Source organism: Leptospira saintgironsiae, assembly GCF_002811765.1.
GTDB classification, from domain to species: Bacteria; Spirochaetota; Leptospiria; order Leptospirales; family Leptospiraceae; genus Leptospira_B; species Leptospira_B saintgironsiae.
On the sequence record NZ_NPDR01000003.1, the window covers coordinates 219,753 to 236,074 of the forward strand.

Genomic DNA, 16,322 nt, shown 5'->3' on the forward strand with positions numbered 1-16,322 from the left:
CTTTACTACGGCTGCTTTTTTTAAAAACAGCCGGGGTCATCTAACTCGAAAGCTCCGATTGAATAGCCATCTGAACCGGACGGAGTAGTCCCTCCTGAAGATGTGGTTCTTGTTATGGGGGCCCCGATTACCGCATCCAATTTATAAATCGGATCAAAACTATTCAAATACGCTGAAGTCTCCACTCCGCCGAAGGCGATATTACATGGACCTCCTGTTGCCGTATTCAGTGACAGCCAAGGTTGCAGTGGTGGGTATCCATTAAAGGTAGGAGTTGTTACGAAATTTTGATTCGATCTAGTCGCAGTCAGCACATCATTCATAAAAGCGTTGGCTACTAGGCAAAGTCCGGTAATATTAAAGGTTCCATTTCCACTACAGAATACCGTGAAATTTGTCGCCCCAGACGTAACTGTTTTGCCTGAAGGACAATCTAAACTATTTCCTCTAAATATTGCACTTCCGCTCGGAGTAGTGCTAAAGGAAGTACATACTCCATTACTTCCCGGAGCCTGGATTAGATTATTTGTAATCTGCGCGTTAGTTGCTACGCCGGTCATATATATTCCGTAATTTGAACCACCGGCAGCTCCGTTAGAATAGATCGTATTTCCTGCTATATAGTGTTTAATCAGAGCAGTATTTTCCTCATTACGAATCCCATAAGTGAACGTAGAAGTTACGGAACCATCTGTATATTGGCGGAAATTCATCGTGTTATTTATGACAGCTACTAATCTATCTATAAAATTCACAAGTAACACTGAGTGGGAATCGTTTACAGCTTTATCCCCGCTGATTCTATTTCTAAGCAAATAGACATTAGAATTATAACTATAAACTGCCGAAGAACTCAATGCACCGAAGCCGCCTTTGATCACATTTGTATCAATTTGGTTATTCGATGGAGATGAAAGAAGATAGATTCCACCCCGTGTCCCAGCGGCATTCTCAACTCCTAATCCGCCTTCTCCGCCGGAAATATAATTTGCATATATATACACATAACTATTTGCATCACCATTAAGGATCCGAATACCAAAAGCATTTTGTTTCGTTTCGTCTGCAAAAATACTAAATCCTTGGACCATATGAGCTTTAGTAGAATCTCCGGCCATTCCTGATGCAGTGATCGTGATCGGAGCACACTCATTTGAACTTAAAACTGTTCCAGGACATTGAGCTACATTTCGGTTATCTACAATTCTAGTTGGAGTGCCAGTTAAATCCTGAGTCGTAAATGCAGAATCAAAACTTCCTAAAAGTCGGACCCCGCCTGAAGAATTCAGGGTGATCGGAGAGGTTGTGCCTGAAATGATATAGTCTCCACCTTCTACAAATACTGTACAAACACTGGAGCTAGTACATTGATTTACGCCGGTTTGGATGGTCTTACAAGAATCACTTGGGTCCATACAACTATTGCTATCATTTCCAGAAGTATCGCTTATGAAGTAAACATCACCATCCATCATTTTAACATTCAACGATATGGTTGCCCCATTATTCGCAAGAGCAACCGCATCCTTACATCCGGTGAGTATAAATACAACATCCAGAGGGAAACTCAATGCTCCGAAAGACCAAGGTAAAGAAGTAGGAGCTACAACGGCGGTTTTTCCAGCATAAGTGACTCCTGGGCTTCCGCTTGCAGTTCCCGCAGAATAAGGAGGCCCGCCACCTGTTGCATCTAATGAACAACCAGTCACAGGACCGGAGAATGTGAAAACCATTGCCTTGGTAGATGGAAAAAAAGCACCCGCAACAGGCACACTTGTTTTCATTAAACTCAAACAACTGATCTGAAGATTTACGTCTGCAGCGGCAATCGTTCCATTCGCTGGAGAAGTGACTACCTGACAAGTATGTGTAGAAGGAACGGTAGGAACAGTGCCTATTGTAATATCGTAAGGCAACCCGTCTCCCACATCAAAACTAACAGTTCCGTTGGAGGTCCTCGTTTTTAGGTCGGTGCCATTATTATAAATTTGTAAATCCGTAGTATTAGTGCTGTCTATCCCTGTAACGGTCACATTTGCCTTGTACCAATTCTCTGCGCAGTTTACAACGAAAGTAGTGCTTGCAAAAGTAAGAGTGAGATTCGGGTTACTGATAACGCAAGTCTGAGTAGGAAGGGTAGAAGGTTGAGTAATAATACTTAAAGTATATACAATATTCGGATCATAATATCCGGAAAAAGAATCCGATCCTGCTGCGGAAAATGTAAGTTGTTCTCCAGTGCTTCCTAATTCTACAATCAAAGTGCCTGAGTTAGTTAATCCGTTTACTTGCACGTTTAACGGAAAAGCAGTCCCTGTCAAATAGGACACAAAATTAGATATATTCATAAAATCTAAAATGCCCGATTTTTTAGGACGTGTATAACAACCCATAGTGCTCAAAGTAAAAATGATCAATAGGGCAGAGTATAATTTCGGGAGAAAATTCTTGAGAGTTACCATGCGAATTCCACTCCTAATTCCATTCTTTGTTGAAGAAGATAAGAATTTCCGGAAGCAAATGTCGCTGCTCTATCAGACTCTCTCGCGTTTCTGAGGATAGGAGAGACTGTTACAGGAGTATCTGTTCCTTCTACCTTTACTTGTTTAGGTCCTGGGAAAAATCCTGCGTCGAACACATTGATTAGATAAAAGAATCCTAATACACCTAATGCTACTCCTAACTGGTTATATTCTCCTACAGCATGAGAATATTTAGGGGAGATCTGGGTATAATTATATAATGCAAGGTTGAATAGTGCAGGGTTCCCTGATTGCAAGAATGCCGAGTTGTACAGAATATTACTCTGTCTTGCTGCATCCAATTCATGAGTTGCACTTAGATAGGAACTTCCTCTTGCGACAGCATAACCACCTGCTACAAAGATCAAACTAGGGAAAATCGCAGTTCTGAATGTGGATTTTTTTTGGTAATATTGTCCCCAGCCAGGAAGAACTGCTGATCTTGCTGCAGCTCCAAAATCAAAGATAGAAGGCCCAGAAGATCCTGAGTAAGAGGACTTGGAATCTAAGGCGGCTAATTCATCTTCGGTTTCTGCTACTAAGAAATAATTTTCCCTTTCCGTAGACTTGTTACGCGGATTTTCTAAACGTAAAGAAACTGCACCTTCCGGAGACTTCTTCTTATCAATGGTAACAACCATAGTTTCCGAATTTTTGATATCTATAGACTTAACAGGGATCTCATTCCCTTTAGAATCTTTTAATATTACTTTTGTTGCTTCTGTAAAATGTTTACCCTTGATCTCGAAAGTTTCTGGCATGTCTTTGCTTAAAAACTTACTTTTTTCAGCAGCGATCACTTCAGGTTTTTGGGAAAGTATAACTTCGAATGGGATCCATGCGGAGAAGACTGAAACTCTTCCATATTTATTCAATACACCTATCCTATGCTCGTAAGCTCCAGGAGGTAATTCTATTTGGATCTGTGATCCGTTAGTTTTTTCTTTTGTGATTTTTCCGCGAGAATCTTTGATCTCTACTTGGTAACCGCCTGCATCAGGAATAGGTTTCCATTCTAGTTTGACACCTTCTTCCTTTGCAAAAATTGGAAGAGAGAATAAAAGGAATCCGACTAAAAGAGCCGCAATCGTCGTAGATTTTTGGGATCTTCTACTCAACATAAAATTCCTTAGGAGTCAAAATCTCCGGTGCCTTGAAAGTAGCGGACATGATTACTTCGAAATCCCTGGTCAAAGGAAGTGTGGTGCGAACTTGTCCAGAACTGTCTCTGTATTTTGCGCTCAGTCTCCACTGGTATTTTCCTTCCCTTAATCTATACAACTCTCGATAGTCGTAAGATTCTCCCTTAATTTCCTTTTTAAATACTGTTTTTAGGGTTTTTTGGTCTGCTTCTAAAAGCTCCAAAATGTAAGCCTCAGATTTGCCTTCGATTTCCCAATAAAATGACAAACTTGCTTTCTCATCCAGATCTATCTTATCTCTATCCCTTGGATATACAGGAGAGACAAATGGGGCAGAGTCTGAGGTTTTAAATCCAGAAGAAGGACTGCTCGTCAGAACTTCCCCCTCCGGAGAAAGAAGAGTAACTTTCCAATAATAGTCGCCAGGTCCTTGGAGCGGTACAGAGTTTTGCCCGGAACGTACGGATGATTCGAATATCTTAGAAGCAAAATTTGGATCTTTAGAAACTTCTAATTTATAAGTTCCAGTTGGATCTGGTCTGTCCCATCTGAATTGTAATTTGCCGTCCACCGGATGACCTAACTCGGATCCATCTTTAGGAAAGGAGAGTCGAATTGAACCTAAAGGTTTTAAAGTGAATTTACCAATTGAAGATGAAATTACTTCTTCAGAATTGGAGCTTGCTTTAATTCTCCAGAAATATGTGCCTTCTTTCCATTCCAGATCCGGTTTCATAAAATTGGAGTTAGTCGATTTGGCGAAAAGAATATTTTTGAAATCAGAATCGGCAGCAATATCCAGGGAATAAGATTTAAATTCCTTGTTGGAACTCCAACTGAAGAAGGAACCGGCCTTAAAGATACGAATTCCTATTTCTTCTCCTTGTAAAGGTTTTAGAAGTTTAGGAGGTTCAGCTTGTTCAGATTTACGTAAAACGAAAGAAATTGTGTCTGAGCTTAGTTCGGTGAATCCTTGTTTGTCGGAACTCATTTTTACCCGAGCAAAAAATTGTCCTTCTGCCTTAGGCTCCCATTTTAAGAAACCTGCAGAAGAATCTCCAGTATATACGATTTGTTTAAAGTTCGCGTCTGAAGAAACTTCCAATTTATATTTTGTCTGAGAGTCGAATGTATTCCATTGGAAACGGACAGGTGGCGCTGTTTCTGTATAAGAGAAAGTTTCCTTATTGGTAGGGGAGACAAGTTTTGGTTTATTCCATGAAAGGATTTTAAAATTTTTAGAAGAGCTAAATTCGTCTTTTCCAGACTGAGGATTTTTTCCTGCAAGTCTCCAATAGTAAGATCCGCTAGGAAGTGAAATGGAGGCGTTTGTGCCGCCTGCGTTCAATTTTTTTAAACCTGTTCGGAACCCGGAGTCTTTGGCAACTTCCAGTCTGAACGTTTTAACACTTGGAGAATTTTTCCATTCGAATCTAACAGGAAGAGTTTCTGCTGCTAAAGGAAAATGGGTCTTCTCCGGAGGAGAAACTGTTTCTAGATTTAATGTATGAACTTCTACTTTTCCGTCTTTTAAGTCAGCAGATTGGTTTTTACCTACAGTATTTTCACCGGAGGCGGAGACTACTTTCGCCTCACCTTGTTTTACTTCTAGATTTAGGCCTTTGTTTTCGTCTTTGGATATTTTTAGATCTGAATTTCCAAGAGAGATTTTAGTATCTCCAGAGCTGATCTGTAGGTTACCTGAACCTCCGCCTGTGGCGGAAAGTGAACCTGATACGAAGCTGATCTTATCTGTATCTTCTACAAGGATCATACTTCTTTCATCCATTCTGATCTCTGCAGAATTATCTCCATCAGTAAAAAGTAATACTGCTTCGGAGCCTTCTTCCGTACGAATTGTATCTCTGTATCGGATTGGATCGGACTCGTCCAATTCTTCCCAGATAACTTCTGAATCAAGTTTTCTTAATATTTTGAGCTGTTTTGTTTTGAGTTGGCCAACTATCTTATTTGTCCCTGTTTTGGGGCCTGCATTGGCATATAGATATAATAGTCCCGAAAAAAAGAACAGTAGTAGAACTAAAGCAGTAACGACGACTCTGCCGTCATTCAAGTATTTCATACTTTAATTCCTCTTCCTCATCTCCTGTTTTTGTTTTTTTCTTAGATTCGTATTCTATTCCGAGTTTTCTTCTAAGTTCATTTAGGTCTCTCGGGCGATCCATATCGTCTTTTCTTCCCAGGACTGCGTAAATGGTTTGGGGTTCTTCTTTTCCCTTCACCTTGATAGATTGCATTTTTTCGACCGCAAAAATATCTTTTACATGATCCAGAAGATCTTGTGTAATTAAAATGTCTGTACCAAAAGGTTTGTTCAATGCTTCCACACGAGAGGCGAGGTTCACTGCGTCGCCGATGACAGTATATTCTAATCTTTCTTCGGAACCGATCTGACCCGCGATCACTGGTCCAAAGTTAAGACCACAACCGATACGGATAATCGGTCTTTTATCTCCACCTCTTCCTTCATTGAACTTAATAAGAGCGGCTCTCATTAAAAGTGCACCATTCACTGCATTTTCCGCATCTTGTTCTGAGGTGCGAACCGCTCCCCAGGTTGCCATGATCGCGTCTCCAATAAACTTATCCACAATCCCATGAGTATCGTTCACGCATCGAACCATCTCTGTCATATACTCGTTTAGGAATTCTACTACTTCTTCTGGTTGCAGTTTTTCTGATATAGCTGTAAAGGAACGGATATCTGAGAAGAAGATCGCACACATCTTTCTTTCTCCACCGAGTGTTAGCTCTTTATTAAGAACCATTTCGGCGATCTCTTTGTTTACAAAACGACCAAGTGCGTCTTTTACCTTCTCCCTTTCTTCTAGACCTTTACCCATACTTACGAAATAATCAGTCAAAACGCCAATCTCGTCTTTTGTAGTGGATTTGATCCCGATCCTGAAATTCCCTTTCGCGATCTCTACAGTGGCTGTCAGAAGTTTTAAGACTGGAATTGTAATGGTTCTTGCTAAGAAGAATACAATGATAAGTGCGATACAAAGTGCGATCGCCATGATTAGAAGGTTTTTGGTCTGGATACGATATACCATCTCAAAAACTTTTTCTTCCGGAACTGCGACGATTACTCCAGATCCACCAAAACCTAATTTTTGGTAAGAGCCGTAATATTTTGTCTTAGTAGAATCTTCATATCTGGTTTGTTGGCTATCTTCTCGTACGGAAGAAAGCATTGTTTCAAAAATAGGAAGATCAGCCCAATTTGTTTGCGAGGCAAGAAGTTGAAGATCATGGTGTGCGATCAGATCTCCATCCCCATTGATCAAAAATGGAACGTTAATATCTTGTTTTTGGAATACAGATAAAAGTCTTTCTGCACGAATGATATAAAGAAGAATAGACTTACTCTGAGAATCATATACAGATATAGAAAATGTAGGTTCCTTAAAATTAGGAGTAAGATTGTCTATTCTTCCGCCCGATTGGATCGTTTTTAAAAAGGAAGATTCTTTTTGAGAAACTGCAGCATCCAATTCTTCTCTGTTAGAAGAAATTCCTTCTAAATAAGAATCATTATATAGAACTGTTCTTTTTTTGATTTTATCACCTTCTGCAGAATAAATTCCTGCTAAAAGGAAATCCGGTTCGTTTCTGAAGAAAAGATCTGCATAAGCTCCTGGACCTTTTGGATCCAAAAGTTTTTCTGTAAGAGTTTTACCTTTATCACGAATATCTTTTAGATCAGATTTTACTTTGATCCCTAAAATATTCACCAAAGAGAAGTTAGTCTCTAATACTCTTACTTCGTAGTTCTTTTTGAATTCACTGGAGGCATATAAAATGACTGTGGAAACTGTAACAGTGAGCAATAGTGAGATTACCGCCATCAGTTTTAACTGAAGAGGAAATTTTGCAGTGGTCGCAAGATCGCCTACATCCGCAGAAGGGTGGGGTGTGGTTTCCCTTTTCGGAATATTCTTCTTTTCTGATGTTGCTGGAGCTTTCGAAACTTCCGGTGTAGTTTCTGTAGTCTCGGGCTCTTGTTTTTCTCCGGAAAATACTGTATCAAAGGAGATAACCGGCTTACTTTCCAAGGTGCGGAAATTCTCTGCCTCTTGGAATTTCGGGACCTTCTTCTTTCCGTTAGAATCTTTATGGCCGTTTTTAAAAACTCCAAGTTCAATTCCGGAAACTGCCAAAGGAAGTTCCTTTAAGAAAAGAGAAAATTCTCCTCTTGTAGAATCTGGGATTTCTTTAGGAGCTTTTTTGCGAGAAGCATAGGTTTTAAATTCTCCTAAGAATTCTGCTTCTGCTTCTCCTTGTAAACTTGGGAACCAAGCGCCTAACTCTCCTGAGGCGATATGTGGATAAGAAGAAATTACCATTTTGGAAAGTATAACTTCCCATCTTTCTTCTAATTCTTCCGGGATTAAAAATAATATATTAGATTTTGCTGCCGCCGAAATTAACTTCCAAGCAGAGTGAAACACCGACTCGTTCGTTTCTGGTCCAGGAGGAATTTCTAAAGCGAATAGCTTCCATTCTCCTGCATGTAATACTTCCTCTAAATCGGTGACTAAAGAAGAACCTTTTTCTGAAAATACACAGACTACAGTTTTGATCCCTAGATCTGCCCAGGCTCTTAACTCGTCCTGGTTTTGGATCTTATCCTTTGCTCTGGCCCAGAAGGCGACTGCACCATTTGGTCCTAAGGGAATGTATTTTGTAGATGATGGCATTTTGTTCCTAAGGAAGTTCCAGAATAAAAAATTCTCTTTTAGAAAGCTAAAAAATCGATCCGTCTAGCGGAAAGTAGATTCTGGAAATCCTCCGTTAAATTATCGGAACAACTGCATTCTATATTGAAAACAAGTCGAATGCGTTCTTCCTAATATAGGATACCTATTTTGTTGATTATACGGACATTCTTAAGAATTTGGACTTTGAGGATATTTATGGCAACTGCTAAGTTTACCACCAACCGAGGTACCTTCTCCGTTTTATTGGAAGATGAGAAGGCACCAATCACCGCCGGAAATTTCATCCAATTGGCTCAAAAAGGCTTTTATGATGGTCTGGTCTTTCACAGGATTATTGCAAATTTTATGATACAAGGCGGTTGCCCTCAAGGAACCGGAACTGGTGGACCAGGGTATAAGATCCAGGATGAGTTTCATCCGGAACTTAAAAACAAAAAGTTTACTATCTCTATGGCGAACGCTGGACCGAATACTGGCGGTTCTCAATTTTTCATTAATGTGAGAGACAATTTATATCTGGATAATCGCCATGCGGTTTTTGGCCATGTGAGTGAGGGAGAAGACATAGTCCAAACTATTTCCGAAACTCCTACAGCTCCGGGAGACCGTCCAGTCCAACCAGTGGTAATTGAGAAGATAGAGATCATCTAATATATCCCTTATGGGGTATATGTTCCACAAACTCCACAAAAAGTCGAAATATGCTTGAAAATATCTATATTTCGCCATAATTAGAGCCCCCTGCCCGGAATTTCTATTCCGGGCGGATCTATTTATGGGTTCTCGCTCTCAAATATTATCAAATCAATCCGGTCCGGAAAATTCAAAATCCTTACTAGATTATATACTCTCCAATTCCCCCATTGTACTCTTTTCAGCTGACGAGACTGGGCTCATGAATTTTGCCTCGGGAAAAGCGTTAGACATGCTTGGTCTCGATTCCAGTGCTTTTATAGGGACTAACTTTGTACAACATGAATGGAATGCAGAGTTTAGAGAAGAAGATGGAACCGTCAGGATCCTAGAGCAAACGGATGCACTAAAGCTTGTACTTTCCGGAAAAGAGATAAGCGCAGAAACAATATTTTTAGGAAGGCATTTTTCCGTAAGGATCTCTCCTGCCATAGGAGAAGACGGAAAGATAAGAGGACTCGTCGGAGTTTCCTTAGATATAACAGATCGTAAGATCGCAGAAGATATATTAGAAAAACGTACTGTAGATTTTCAGACCCTAATTGGGGCTTTACCGGTAGTCATATTTTCCATTTCTCCAGAAGGAAGGATCATACTCGCCGATGGAAAAGGATTGGAAAGATTAAAGATCAATCCTAAGGACATTGTAGGCAAAACTATTTTTGAAAGGGCAGGCAATCGACCTGAAGTATTGGAAGCATTCTCCAAGGCGCTCCAGGGAGAAGAGAGTATCTATCATACCAATCAAAACGATCTTCTTTTGGAAACAAGAATGTATCCAAGGAAGGGAAAGAACAACCGTATCCAGGAAATATTAGGAATTGTTTATGATATTTCGGATCGGAAAGAATACGAGGATCGGATACGTAAGAATGAGGAGAAGTATCGGAATCTATTCCAAAACAATCCCCAGATCATGTTTGTGTTTGAAAGATCTTCTCTTAAGATCTTGGCGGTAAACCAAACTGCTATCCAGACTTACGGATATTCCGAAAAAGAATTTTTAGGAAAGGGCGCAGAAGAACTCAGACTTCCGGCAGATAGAGAATTTATGAAGGAGAAGATCAAGGGCCTGAAAGTTGGTCCGAATTTTTTCCAAGAAATGAAACATCTCCGAAAGGATGGGAGCATTGTTTATTTGGATATAGTTTCTTCTCCCATACAGTTCCAGGAAATGGAAGCAGTTCTTGTTTCCGCAATGGATGTTTCAGAAAGGGTGAAGATGACTCGAGAGAATCGTTTTAATTTGGAAGTCATTTCTCAAGTCAATGACGCGATCATCGCTTTGGACGGTGATATGAAGGTCACTTATTATAATAGTTATGCTGCAAAAATGTATGAAGTGGAAGAGGGGGAATGTCTAGGAAAACATTATACTTCTCTTTTTGAAGAAGATTGGATCTCTGAAGAAAATTATAAGTCGGCTATGGAGGATTGGAAAACTTTAGGAGCCTCCAAAAGGGAACTAATCCATACATTAAGATCTGGCAGAAAGATCACGATCGAAAGTAATTTCAAAAAGATTAATGCAGAAGGATATCTGGTTCCCGGAATGATCATGGTAAACCGTGATATTTCCGAAAAAATAGAATCCAGAAAATCTTTGGAAGAAGCTCTCCTTGGCTTAGCAAAAACGAATAAGGAGCTAGAACAATTTGCCTATATTGCTTCTCATGATTTGCAGGAACCACTTAGGACAATCGCAAGTTATCTTCAATTATTAGAGAGAAAATTCTCGGAAGAAATAAAACCTGAAATGAGAGAGTTCATCCATGTGTCGGTAGAGGCCGCGAAAAGGCAACAGGGCTTGATAGAAAGCCTTTTGAGTTATTCCAGAGTAGGCTCCGATTCAGTGAAAAAATCCAAAGGAGATCCGAACCTGATCTTGGATGAGGTTCAGAAAGATCTTTCTTCTGTAATACAAGAGACGAGTGCTAATTTAGTCTTAGAAGGCCCTTTTCCGGAAGTATATGCGGATCAGGATCAGATCAGACGTTTGTTCAGCAATTTAATCTCAAACGGGATCAAATTCCGTTCTCCGATTAGAAGTCCTGAAATCCGTATCAAGGTAAAACATGTTCCTGGCGCAAATGTGTTTTCTGTCTCCGATAACGGGATAGGTATGGATTCTAAATACTTTGATCGTATTTTTATTATATTCCAAAAATTGCATACTCGATCTGAATATCCTGGGACTGGGATAGGATTGTCTATTTGCAAAAAGATCGTGGAAAATCATGGGGGAAAAATTTGGGTCCAATCTTCTTTGGGAAAAGGGTCCGAGTTCTTTTTCTCCCTGCCTGAGGTTTAATCATGAGCACTTCTTCTAAACAATATTTTGATATTCTTCTGGTAGAGGACAATCCTGCGGATGTCCGACTCACAATTGAAGCACTGAATGATCTGAAATCTGAAAAAAGGTTATTCGTTGCGAAAGATGGAGAAGAAGCGATCGACTTTGTAAAAGGGGAAGGTGAATTCATAGGAGCAAGGCGACCTGATCTAATCTTATTGGATCTAAATCTTCCCAAAAAAAACGGATTAGAAGTTTTAGAAGAACTTAAATCAGATCCCGAATATAAAAGAATACCTGTGGTAGTATTGACTACTTCAGGATCTGAAAGGGATATTATAGCCACTTTCAATTTACACGCTAACTCATATATACAGAAACCGGTGGAATACGATAATTTTTTGGAAGCGATGGATACGTTACGTATCTATTGGTTCAAAACTTCGAGGTTGCCCCCAAGATGAATGCAAGAGTAGTATCAGTCCGGGTTAAACAAATTTTGATAGTGGAGGACAACGAGGACGATTCTCGTTTGTTCGAAATATTTTTAAAAGAAGCGGATCCTTCCGGGGTTCGTTTGAAACATTCTCCTACGGTCGCAGATGCTTTAGAAATTCTGAAAGATCATGGAGATGAGATAGATTGTATTCTTCTGGACTTAACCCTGCCTGATAGTTTTGGTCTGGATGGTTTTGAGGCTATTAAAAAATCCAATCCGAAAATTCCGATCGTAATCTGTTCCGGGACCCAGGATGAAACCATTGCAATGGAAGCGTTACAATCAGGTGGCCAGGATTATTTGATCAAAGGAAAATTTGATTCTCATCTTCTATTCAGATCTATTCTTTATGCGATCGAAAGACAAGACATGTTGTCTAAGTTAGAAGAACAGGCATTTCTGATCAAAGAAAATGAAAAAAGATACAGACTAATCTTCGAACATAATCCTCATCCAATCGTTTTGTATAATTTCGATTGTGAAACTGTTTTGGATCTAAACCATGAAACAGAACGTATCTATGGTTACGATAGAGAAGAACTTCTTCATATGAAGTTTTCGGATTTGTTTATTGGCGGTTCAGGAGAACGCAGACAGTATCTTGCTTTGCATAACGGTAAAAATATTCCGGAAACGCATGTTCATAGATCCAAGGAAGGAACTCCTCTTTTAATGGAGATCACTTCTTATAGATTCCAGTTAGAAGGTAAAGAGGTTGTTCTTGCTATCTTAGTGGATATGACCAAATGGAAACAGTCTGAAGATAATTTAATCCAATCATTGAGAGATAAGGAAGCTCTTCTGCAAGAAATCCATCATAGGGTAAAAAATAATCTGCAGATCATGGCAAGCCTTCTAAACCTGCAAGCTAATTATGCAAAGAATAAAGAAGTAACAAGAGAACTTAGAGATACTGAAAGTAGGATCTACTCCATGTCTCTAGTTCATAACGAACTTTATAATTCCAAAAATTTGGCTGAGATAGGTCTCGGTTCTTATGTGGATAAATTATTAGATAATCTTTGGAATGTGTATGGGATAGGTGCAGAGATCGGAAGGACCGTTGATGTAGGAAATTTAAGTTTAGCTGTGGAGAAGGCACTTCCAATCGGAATGATGATCAATGAGATTGCCACAAATTCTATTAAATATGCTTATCCGGAAAAGAAAAAGGGACAGTTCTATATAAAAGCAAAATCCGGAAATGGGAGATTTTATTTGGAAGTGGGAGACGATGGAAAAGGGATCCCGGATTATCCTCAGATTGAAGCCAAAGAGACCTTAGGTTTACAACTGATCCGGATCTTATCCAAACAGTTGAAGGCAAAATTGGATATCAATACTTCAGCACCAGGAACCCGATTCCAGATTGAATTCGCGTATTAAGCTGCTAGTAATTTTTTGAATTCGGAAATACAAGCCTTACAAGCTTCTGAACATGCCTTACATTCTTCGTGGTGGTCTGCGTGTTTATCACATTGAACTGCACATCTTTCACAAGACTCTAAGCAGATAGATGCTAATTTTTTAGTAGAAGCAGAACCCAAGGAAGACAATACAACGAATGCATCGCAAAGCGCCACAGTCTCCTCTACGGATCTAAGGCAATCCGCCATTTCCTTATGACCTTCTGCAAGCATGTCTACACACATATTGATGCAGATCCTACCTTTTAAAATACAAGCAGAGGAAGCTTCGATCGCGGAGCCTGGCACGGAAATTTTGTCGGCCTTCTTCTTTTTAGAAGCTTTTTTATCGCCATGGTCATGTCCTAAAACAGAGGAACTTGCGAGTAGAGCCATGGTAGTTGCACCCAGGCCAAGGATTTGTTTTCTAGATATTTTTTGTTCCAAAGGAACCTCCCTCGGTGCTCTAAATTATTCCAGAATCCGGTTTTCGTCGCCTGAAAATAGGTTGAAAACCCTAAAAAAAACCGCTTTCTTTTCGGAACTTTTAGAATAGGTTTGGAAAATTCTTCCAGCTAAGTAGCTCTAATTGAAAAGACTCGTCGGATGAATTACACCAGTTAAAATGTTCGGACCCACGAAAGAAAAAGGCGAATCATCCGCAACGATTGGCGAATCGGACAAAATTCTTATTCTGGACGATGCTCCTGAAAATTGTCTGCTTGTAGAAAGGATCCTTAAAAAAGCGGGATACGGGGATGTGATTTCTACACAATCACCTGAAACCGCCTTGGAATGGTTAGGCCTACAAGGAAACCCTGAAAACAAAAAAGACATTTCACTTTTACTTTTGGACATTCTCCTTCCGGGAGGAATGAACGGTTTAGATATTCTTCGCACCTTAAGTTCTAAAGAAGAATTTTCAGATCTGCCTGTTATTATCATCACTGCAATTCACGATACCCAAACCTTAGAATCCGCATTTGAATTGGGTGCAATCGATTACGTTACAAAACCTTTTGACGCTCACGAACTAAGAGCAAGGGTTCGTTCTACTTTGAGACTTCGTCATGAGATGCTCCAAAGAAAACAAAGAGAAAGAGACCTAGAAGAGATCACTGATAAACTTTCGGAAGCATACCAAACATTACTTAGAGTTTCTAGGACAGATGGTCTTTCCGGGATTTGGAACAGAAGATTTTTCGACGAGATCTTAGAAGTAGAATGGAAAAGAGCCTGCCGTTCTGAAAAACCAATCTCTCTACTTTTATTGGATATAGATTTTTTCAAAAAGTATAATGATACATACGGTCACCAAGCGGGAGATGAATGTATCCGCCAGGTTGCAGGAGTTTTAAAAAATACTGCAAGAAGAGCAGGGGATTTTCCAGCTCGTTACGGTGGAGAAGAGTTTGCTGTAATTCTTCCAGAAACTGATTCAGAAAAAGCGATGCTCGTTGCTGAAAATATCAGAACACGCGTTCAAGAGTTAAAGATCGTTCATGAAGCTTCTCAAACTTCCGAATTTGTTTCTGTGAGTATCGGGATCAGCACTCGTATGTCAGGAAGAGACAAAGAGAGCAAAAAGTTTTTGGAAGAAGCAGACAAGGCTCTTTATAAATCCAAAGAAACCGGAAGAAATAGAAGCACAGTCTTCCAAGATTAAACCATAGGGTTTAGGCCTGACCAGGGTCTTATTTCATCTTTTTTTTCCTGTATTGTAATGAATCCTCTTCATTTTTTTCCTAAAATTGGAAATTTGTTTGCATCGCACTAAGTCTTATAACTTAATAAACGATACATAGAGATAGAAATGGCTATATTGGATAAATTAGTACAGGAATTCAAAAACAGGTTTTTCGAGACCGTAAAGGTTCCAGTGCAGGTGCATTCTTCTTCCGGGGATTTTCAAGCAACTTGGGAGGGCATCCAAGGTACGGCACTCAGCTTTACCTTAGATCGTTTTCATCCAGATCCGGAAGGAAGCAACGCTGTAATCGAGATACGTGTTCCTTTTTGGAAGGAACCGTTATTATTCTCAGGAAAACTTTTGGATAAGAAAGTGGTGAAATCTAAATCTTCTGAAAGGATTACGGATACAGTTCTCGTATTCGAATCTGAACTTTCAGAATTTTTAAAAAAGAACCTTCCGAAAATAGATCTTACACTTCCTAAAAAGTAATATTACTTTTTAGGAAGATCTAATTCTAAGATCATAGCTGCATGATCTGAAAGGATAGGATCTTTTTTAACTGTGAGTTTTTTGAGTTTGGATTTAAGCTCAGGAGTCACAAAAAAGTAATCAATTCTCCAACCCTTATTATTCCCTCTGGCTCCAGCTCTAAAAGTCCACCAGGTATATTCCTGTTTGTTCGGGTATAATTCCCTAAAACTGTCCACCCAACCTGTAGAAAGAAATTTGGTTACCCAGGCTCTTTCTTCTGGAAGGAAACCGCTATTCTTTGCATTTCCCTTTGGATCATGTATATCTGTTTCCGTATGAGCGATATTTACATCACCGCATAGGATGATATTGGAATGTTTCTTTTTTAACTTTGCAGAAATTTTTAGGAATTCTTCCAAGAATCTCATCTTTGCAGCTTGTCTCACGTCACCCGTGGTTCCGGATGGAAAGTAGACTGTCCAGATAGCATATGAATCAAATTCAGCGAGGACACTTCTTCCTTCTTTATCGAATTCGTCCAGACCGAGTCCATAGGTTACTTTTTTAGGTTCTTGTTTGCTCCAGAGCGAAACTCCTGAGTAACCTTTTTTAACAGCGGAGTGGAAGAATGCTTTGTATCCCAGTTTTTCCCACATTTCAGAACTGAGTTGATCGGGTTGCGCTTTGGTTTCTTGGAAACACACAAAATCGGGTTTTTCAGAAGAGATTACATCCCCCAGGCCCTTGCCCCAGGCGGATCGGATTCCATTACAGTTCAGACAGAAAACTTTCATAGGTGTAGAAGAGTTCCCAGGATTTTCGGGATGCTAAGTCCGGGCAAAGAAAAAAAATGTCCGT

At 39.7% G+C, this 16,322-nt stretch carries 12 protein-coding genes; 6 read left to right on the top strand and 6 right to left on the bottom strand.

All coding sequences use genetic code 11. The features are described 5' to 3' along the window. Positions 1-20: 20 nt before the first annotated feature. Genes CH362_RS08580 through CH362_RS08595 form a run of 4 tightly spaced genes read right to left on the bottom strand, consistent with a single transcriptional unit; the run spans position 21 to position 8,388 of the window. On the bottom strand, positions 21-2,462 hold the full coding sequence (locus tag CH362_RS08580; protein ID WP_100709950.1) for a right-handed parallel beta-helix repeat-containing protein: 2,442 nt from the start codon (positions 2,460-2,462) through the stop codon (positions 21-23). Then, entirely contained in the window at positions 2,456-3,643 is a 1,188-nt protein-coding gene (locus CH362_RS08585; RefSeq protein WP_100709951.1) for an LIC11435 family protein, read from the bottom strand. Before CH362_RS08585 ends, CH362_RS08580 begins: the two co-directional genes overlap by 7 nt. Then, a complete protein-coding gene (locus tag CH362_RS08590) occupies positions 3,633-5,747 on the bottom strand; it encodes a FecR family protein (RefSeq protein ID WP_100709952.1) in 2,115 nt (704 codons plus the stop codon). Before CH362_RS08590 ends, CH362_RS08585 begins: the two co-directional genes overlap by 11 nt. Next, positions 5,731-8,388: an adenylate/guanylate cyclase domain-containing protein gene (locus tag CH362_RS08595; RefSeq protein ID WP_100709953.1), complete on the bottom strand. Its 2,658-nt coding sequence runs from the start codon at positions 8,386-8,388 to the stop codon at positions 5,731-5,733. The genes CH362_RS08590 and CH362_RS08595 overlap by 17 nt, the downstream gene beginning before the upstream one ends. A gap of 216 nt (positions 8,389-8,604) precedes the next feature. On the opposite strand from CH362_RS08595, the gene CH362_RS08600 reads away from it, so the two are divergent. The 4 genes from CH362_RS08600 (at position 8,605) to CH362_RS08615 (ending at position 13,280) form a co-directional block, all read left to right on the top strand. Beyond that, positions 8,605-9,060 carry a peptidylprolyl isomerase gene (locus CH362_RS08600; protein WP_100709954.1) on the top strand — a complete coding sequence of 152 codons (456 nt, stop codon included), beginning with the start codon at positions 8,605-8,607 and terminating at the stop codon, positions 9,058-9,060. 124 nt (positions 9,061-9,184) lie between these two features. Then, positions 9,185-11,413: a PAS domain-containing sensor histidine kinase gene (locus CH362_RS08605; RefSeq protein WP_100709955.1), complete on the top strand. Its 2,229-nt coding sequence runs from the start codon at positions 9,185-9,187 to the stop codon at positions 11,411-11,413. A 2-nt stretch (positions 11,414-11,415) separates the two neighbouring features. After that, entirely contained in the window at positions 11,416-11,859 is a 444-nt protein-coding gene (locus CH362_RS08610; RefSeq protein WP_100709956.1) for a response regulator, read from the top strand. Next, on the top strand, positions 11,856-13,280 hold the full coding sequence (locus CH362_RS08615; protein WP_100709957.1) for a histidine kinase dimerization/phosphoacceptor domain -containing protein: 1,425 nt from the start codon (positions 11,856-11,858) through the stop codon (positions 13,278-13,280). The genes CH362_RS08610 and CH362_RS08615 overlap by 4 nt, the downstream gene beginning before the upstream one ends. Here the strand turns inward: CH362_RS08615 and CH362_RS08620 are convergent. Continuing rightward, positions 13,277-13,747 carry a four-helix bundle copper-binding protein gene (locus tag CH362_RS08620; RefSeq protein ID WP_100709958.1) on the bottom strand — a complete coding sequence of 157 codons (471 nt, stop codon included), beginning with the start codon at positions 13,745-13,747 and terminating at the stop codon, positions 13,277-13,279. The two genes, CH362_RS08615 and CH362_RS08620, sit on opposite strands and share 4 nt — an antisense overlap. Positions 13,748-13,925: 178 nt before the next feature. Here CH362_RS08620 and CH362_RS08625 point away from each other — a divergent pair, with 178 nt between their 5' ends. Together CH362_RS08625 and CH362_RS08630 are read left to right on the top strand one after the other, a co-directional pair. Further along, entirely contained in the window at positions 13,926-14,966 is a 1,041-nt protein-coding gene (locus CH362_RS08625) for a diguanylate cyclase (RefSeq protein ID WP_100709959.1), read from the top strand. A gap of 147 nt (positions 14,967-15,113) precedes the next feature. After that, positions 15,114-15,482, top strand: a complete 369-nt coding sequence (locus CH362_RS08630; protein ID WP_208859563.1) for a hypothetical protein — start codon at positions 15,114-15,116, stop codon at positions 15,480-15,482. A 2-nt stretch (positions 15,483-15,484) separates the two neighbouring features. Here the strand turns inward: CH362_RS08630 and CH362_RS08635 are convergent, their stop codons facing one another. Continuing rightward, positions 15,485-16,258, bottom strand: a complete 774-nt coding sequence (locus tag CH362_RS08635; RefSeq protein ID WP_100709961.1) for an exodeoxyribonuclease III — start codon at positions 16,256-16,258, stop codon at positions 15,485-15,487. Between the last annotated feature and the right edge of the window lie 64 nt (positions 16,259-16,322).

Excerpts from the sequence above, each read along its gene's own strand:
- CH362_RS08580 (WP_100709950.1), bottom strand. The coding sequence starts at position 2,462 with ATGGTAACTCTCAAGAATTTTCTCCCGAAATTATACTCTGCCCTATTG.
- CH362_RS08585 (WP_100709951.1), bottom strand. The coding sequence starts at position 3,643 with ATGTTGAGTAGAAGATCCCAAAAATCTACGACGATTGCGGCTCTTTTA.
- CH362_RS08590 (WP_100709952.1), bottom strand. The coding sequence starts at position 5,747 with ATGAAATACTTGAATGACGGCAGAGTCGTCGTTACTGCTTTAGTTCTA.
- CH362_RS08595 (WP_100709953.1), bottom strand. The coding sequence starts at position 8,388 with ATGCCATCATCTACAAAATACATTCCCTTAGGACCAAATGGTGCAGTC.
- CH362_RS08600 (WP_100709954.1), top strand. The coding sequence starts at position 8,605 with ATGGCAACTGCTAAGTTTACCACCAACCGAGGTACCTTCTCCGTTTTA.
- CH362_RS08605 (WP_100709955.1), top strand. The coding sequence starts at position 9,185 with ATGGGTTCTCGCTCTCAAATATTATCAAATCAATCCGGTCCGGAAAAT.
- CH362_RS08610 (WP_100709956.1), top strand. The coding sequence starts at position 11,416 with ATGAGCACTTCTTCTAAACAATATTTTGATATTCTTCTGGTAGAGGAC.
- CH362_RS08615 (WP_100709957.1), top strand. The coding sequence starts at position 11,856 with ATGAATGCAAGAGTAGTATCAGTCCGGGTTAAACAAATTTTGATAGTG.
- CH362_RS08625 (WP_100709959.1), top strand. The coding sequence starts at position 13,926 with ATGTTCGGACCCACGAAAGAAAAAGGCGAATCATCCGCAACGATTGGC.
- CH362_RS08630 (WP_208859563.1), top strand. The coding sequence starts at position 15,114 with ATGGCTATATTGGATAAATTAGTACAGGAATTCAAAAACAGGTTTTTC.
- CH362_RS08635 (WP_100709961.1), bottom strand. The coding sequence starts at position 16,258 with ATGAAAGTTTTCTGTCTGAACTGTAATGGAATCCGATCCGCCTGGGGC.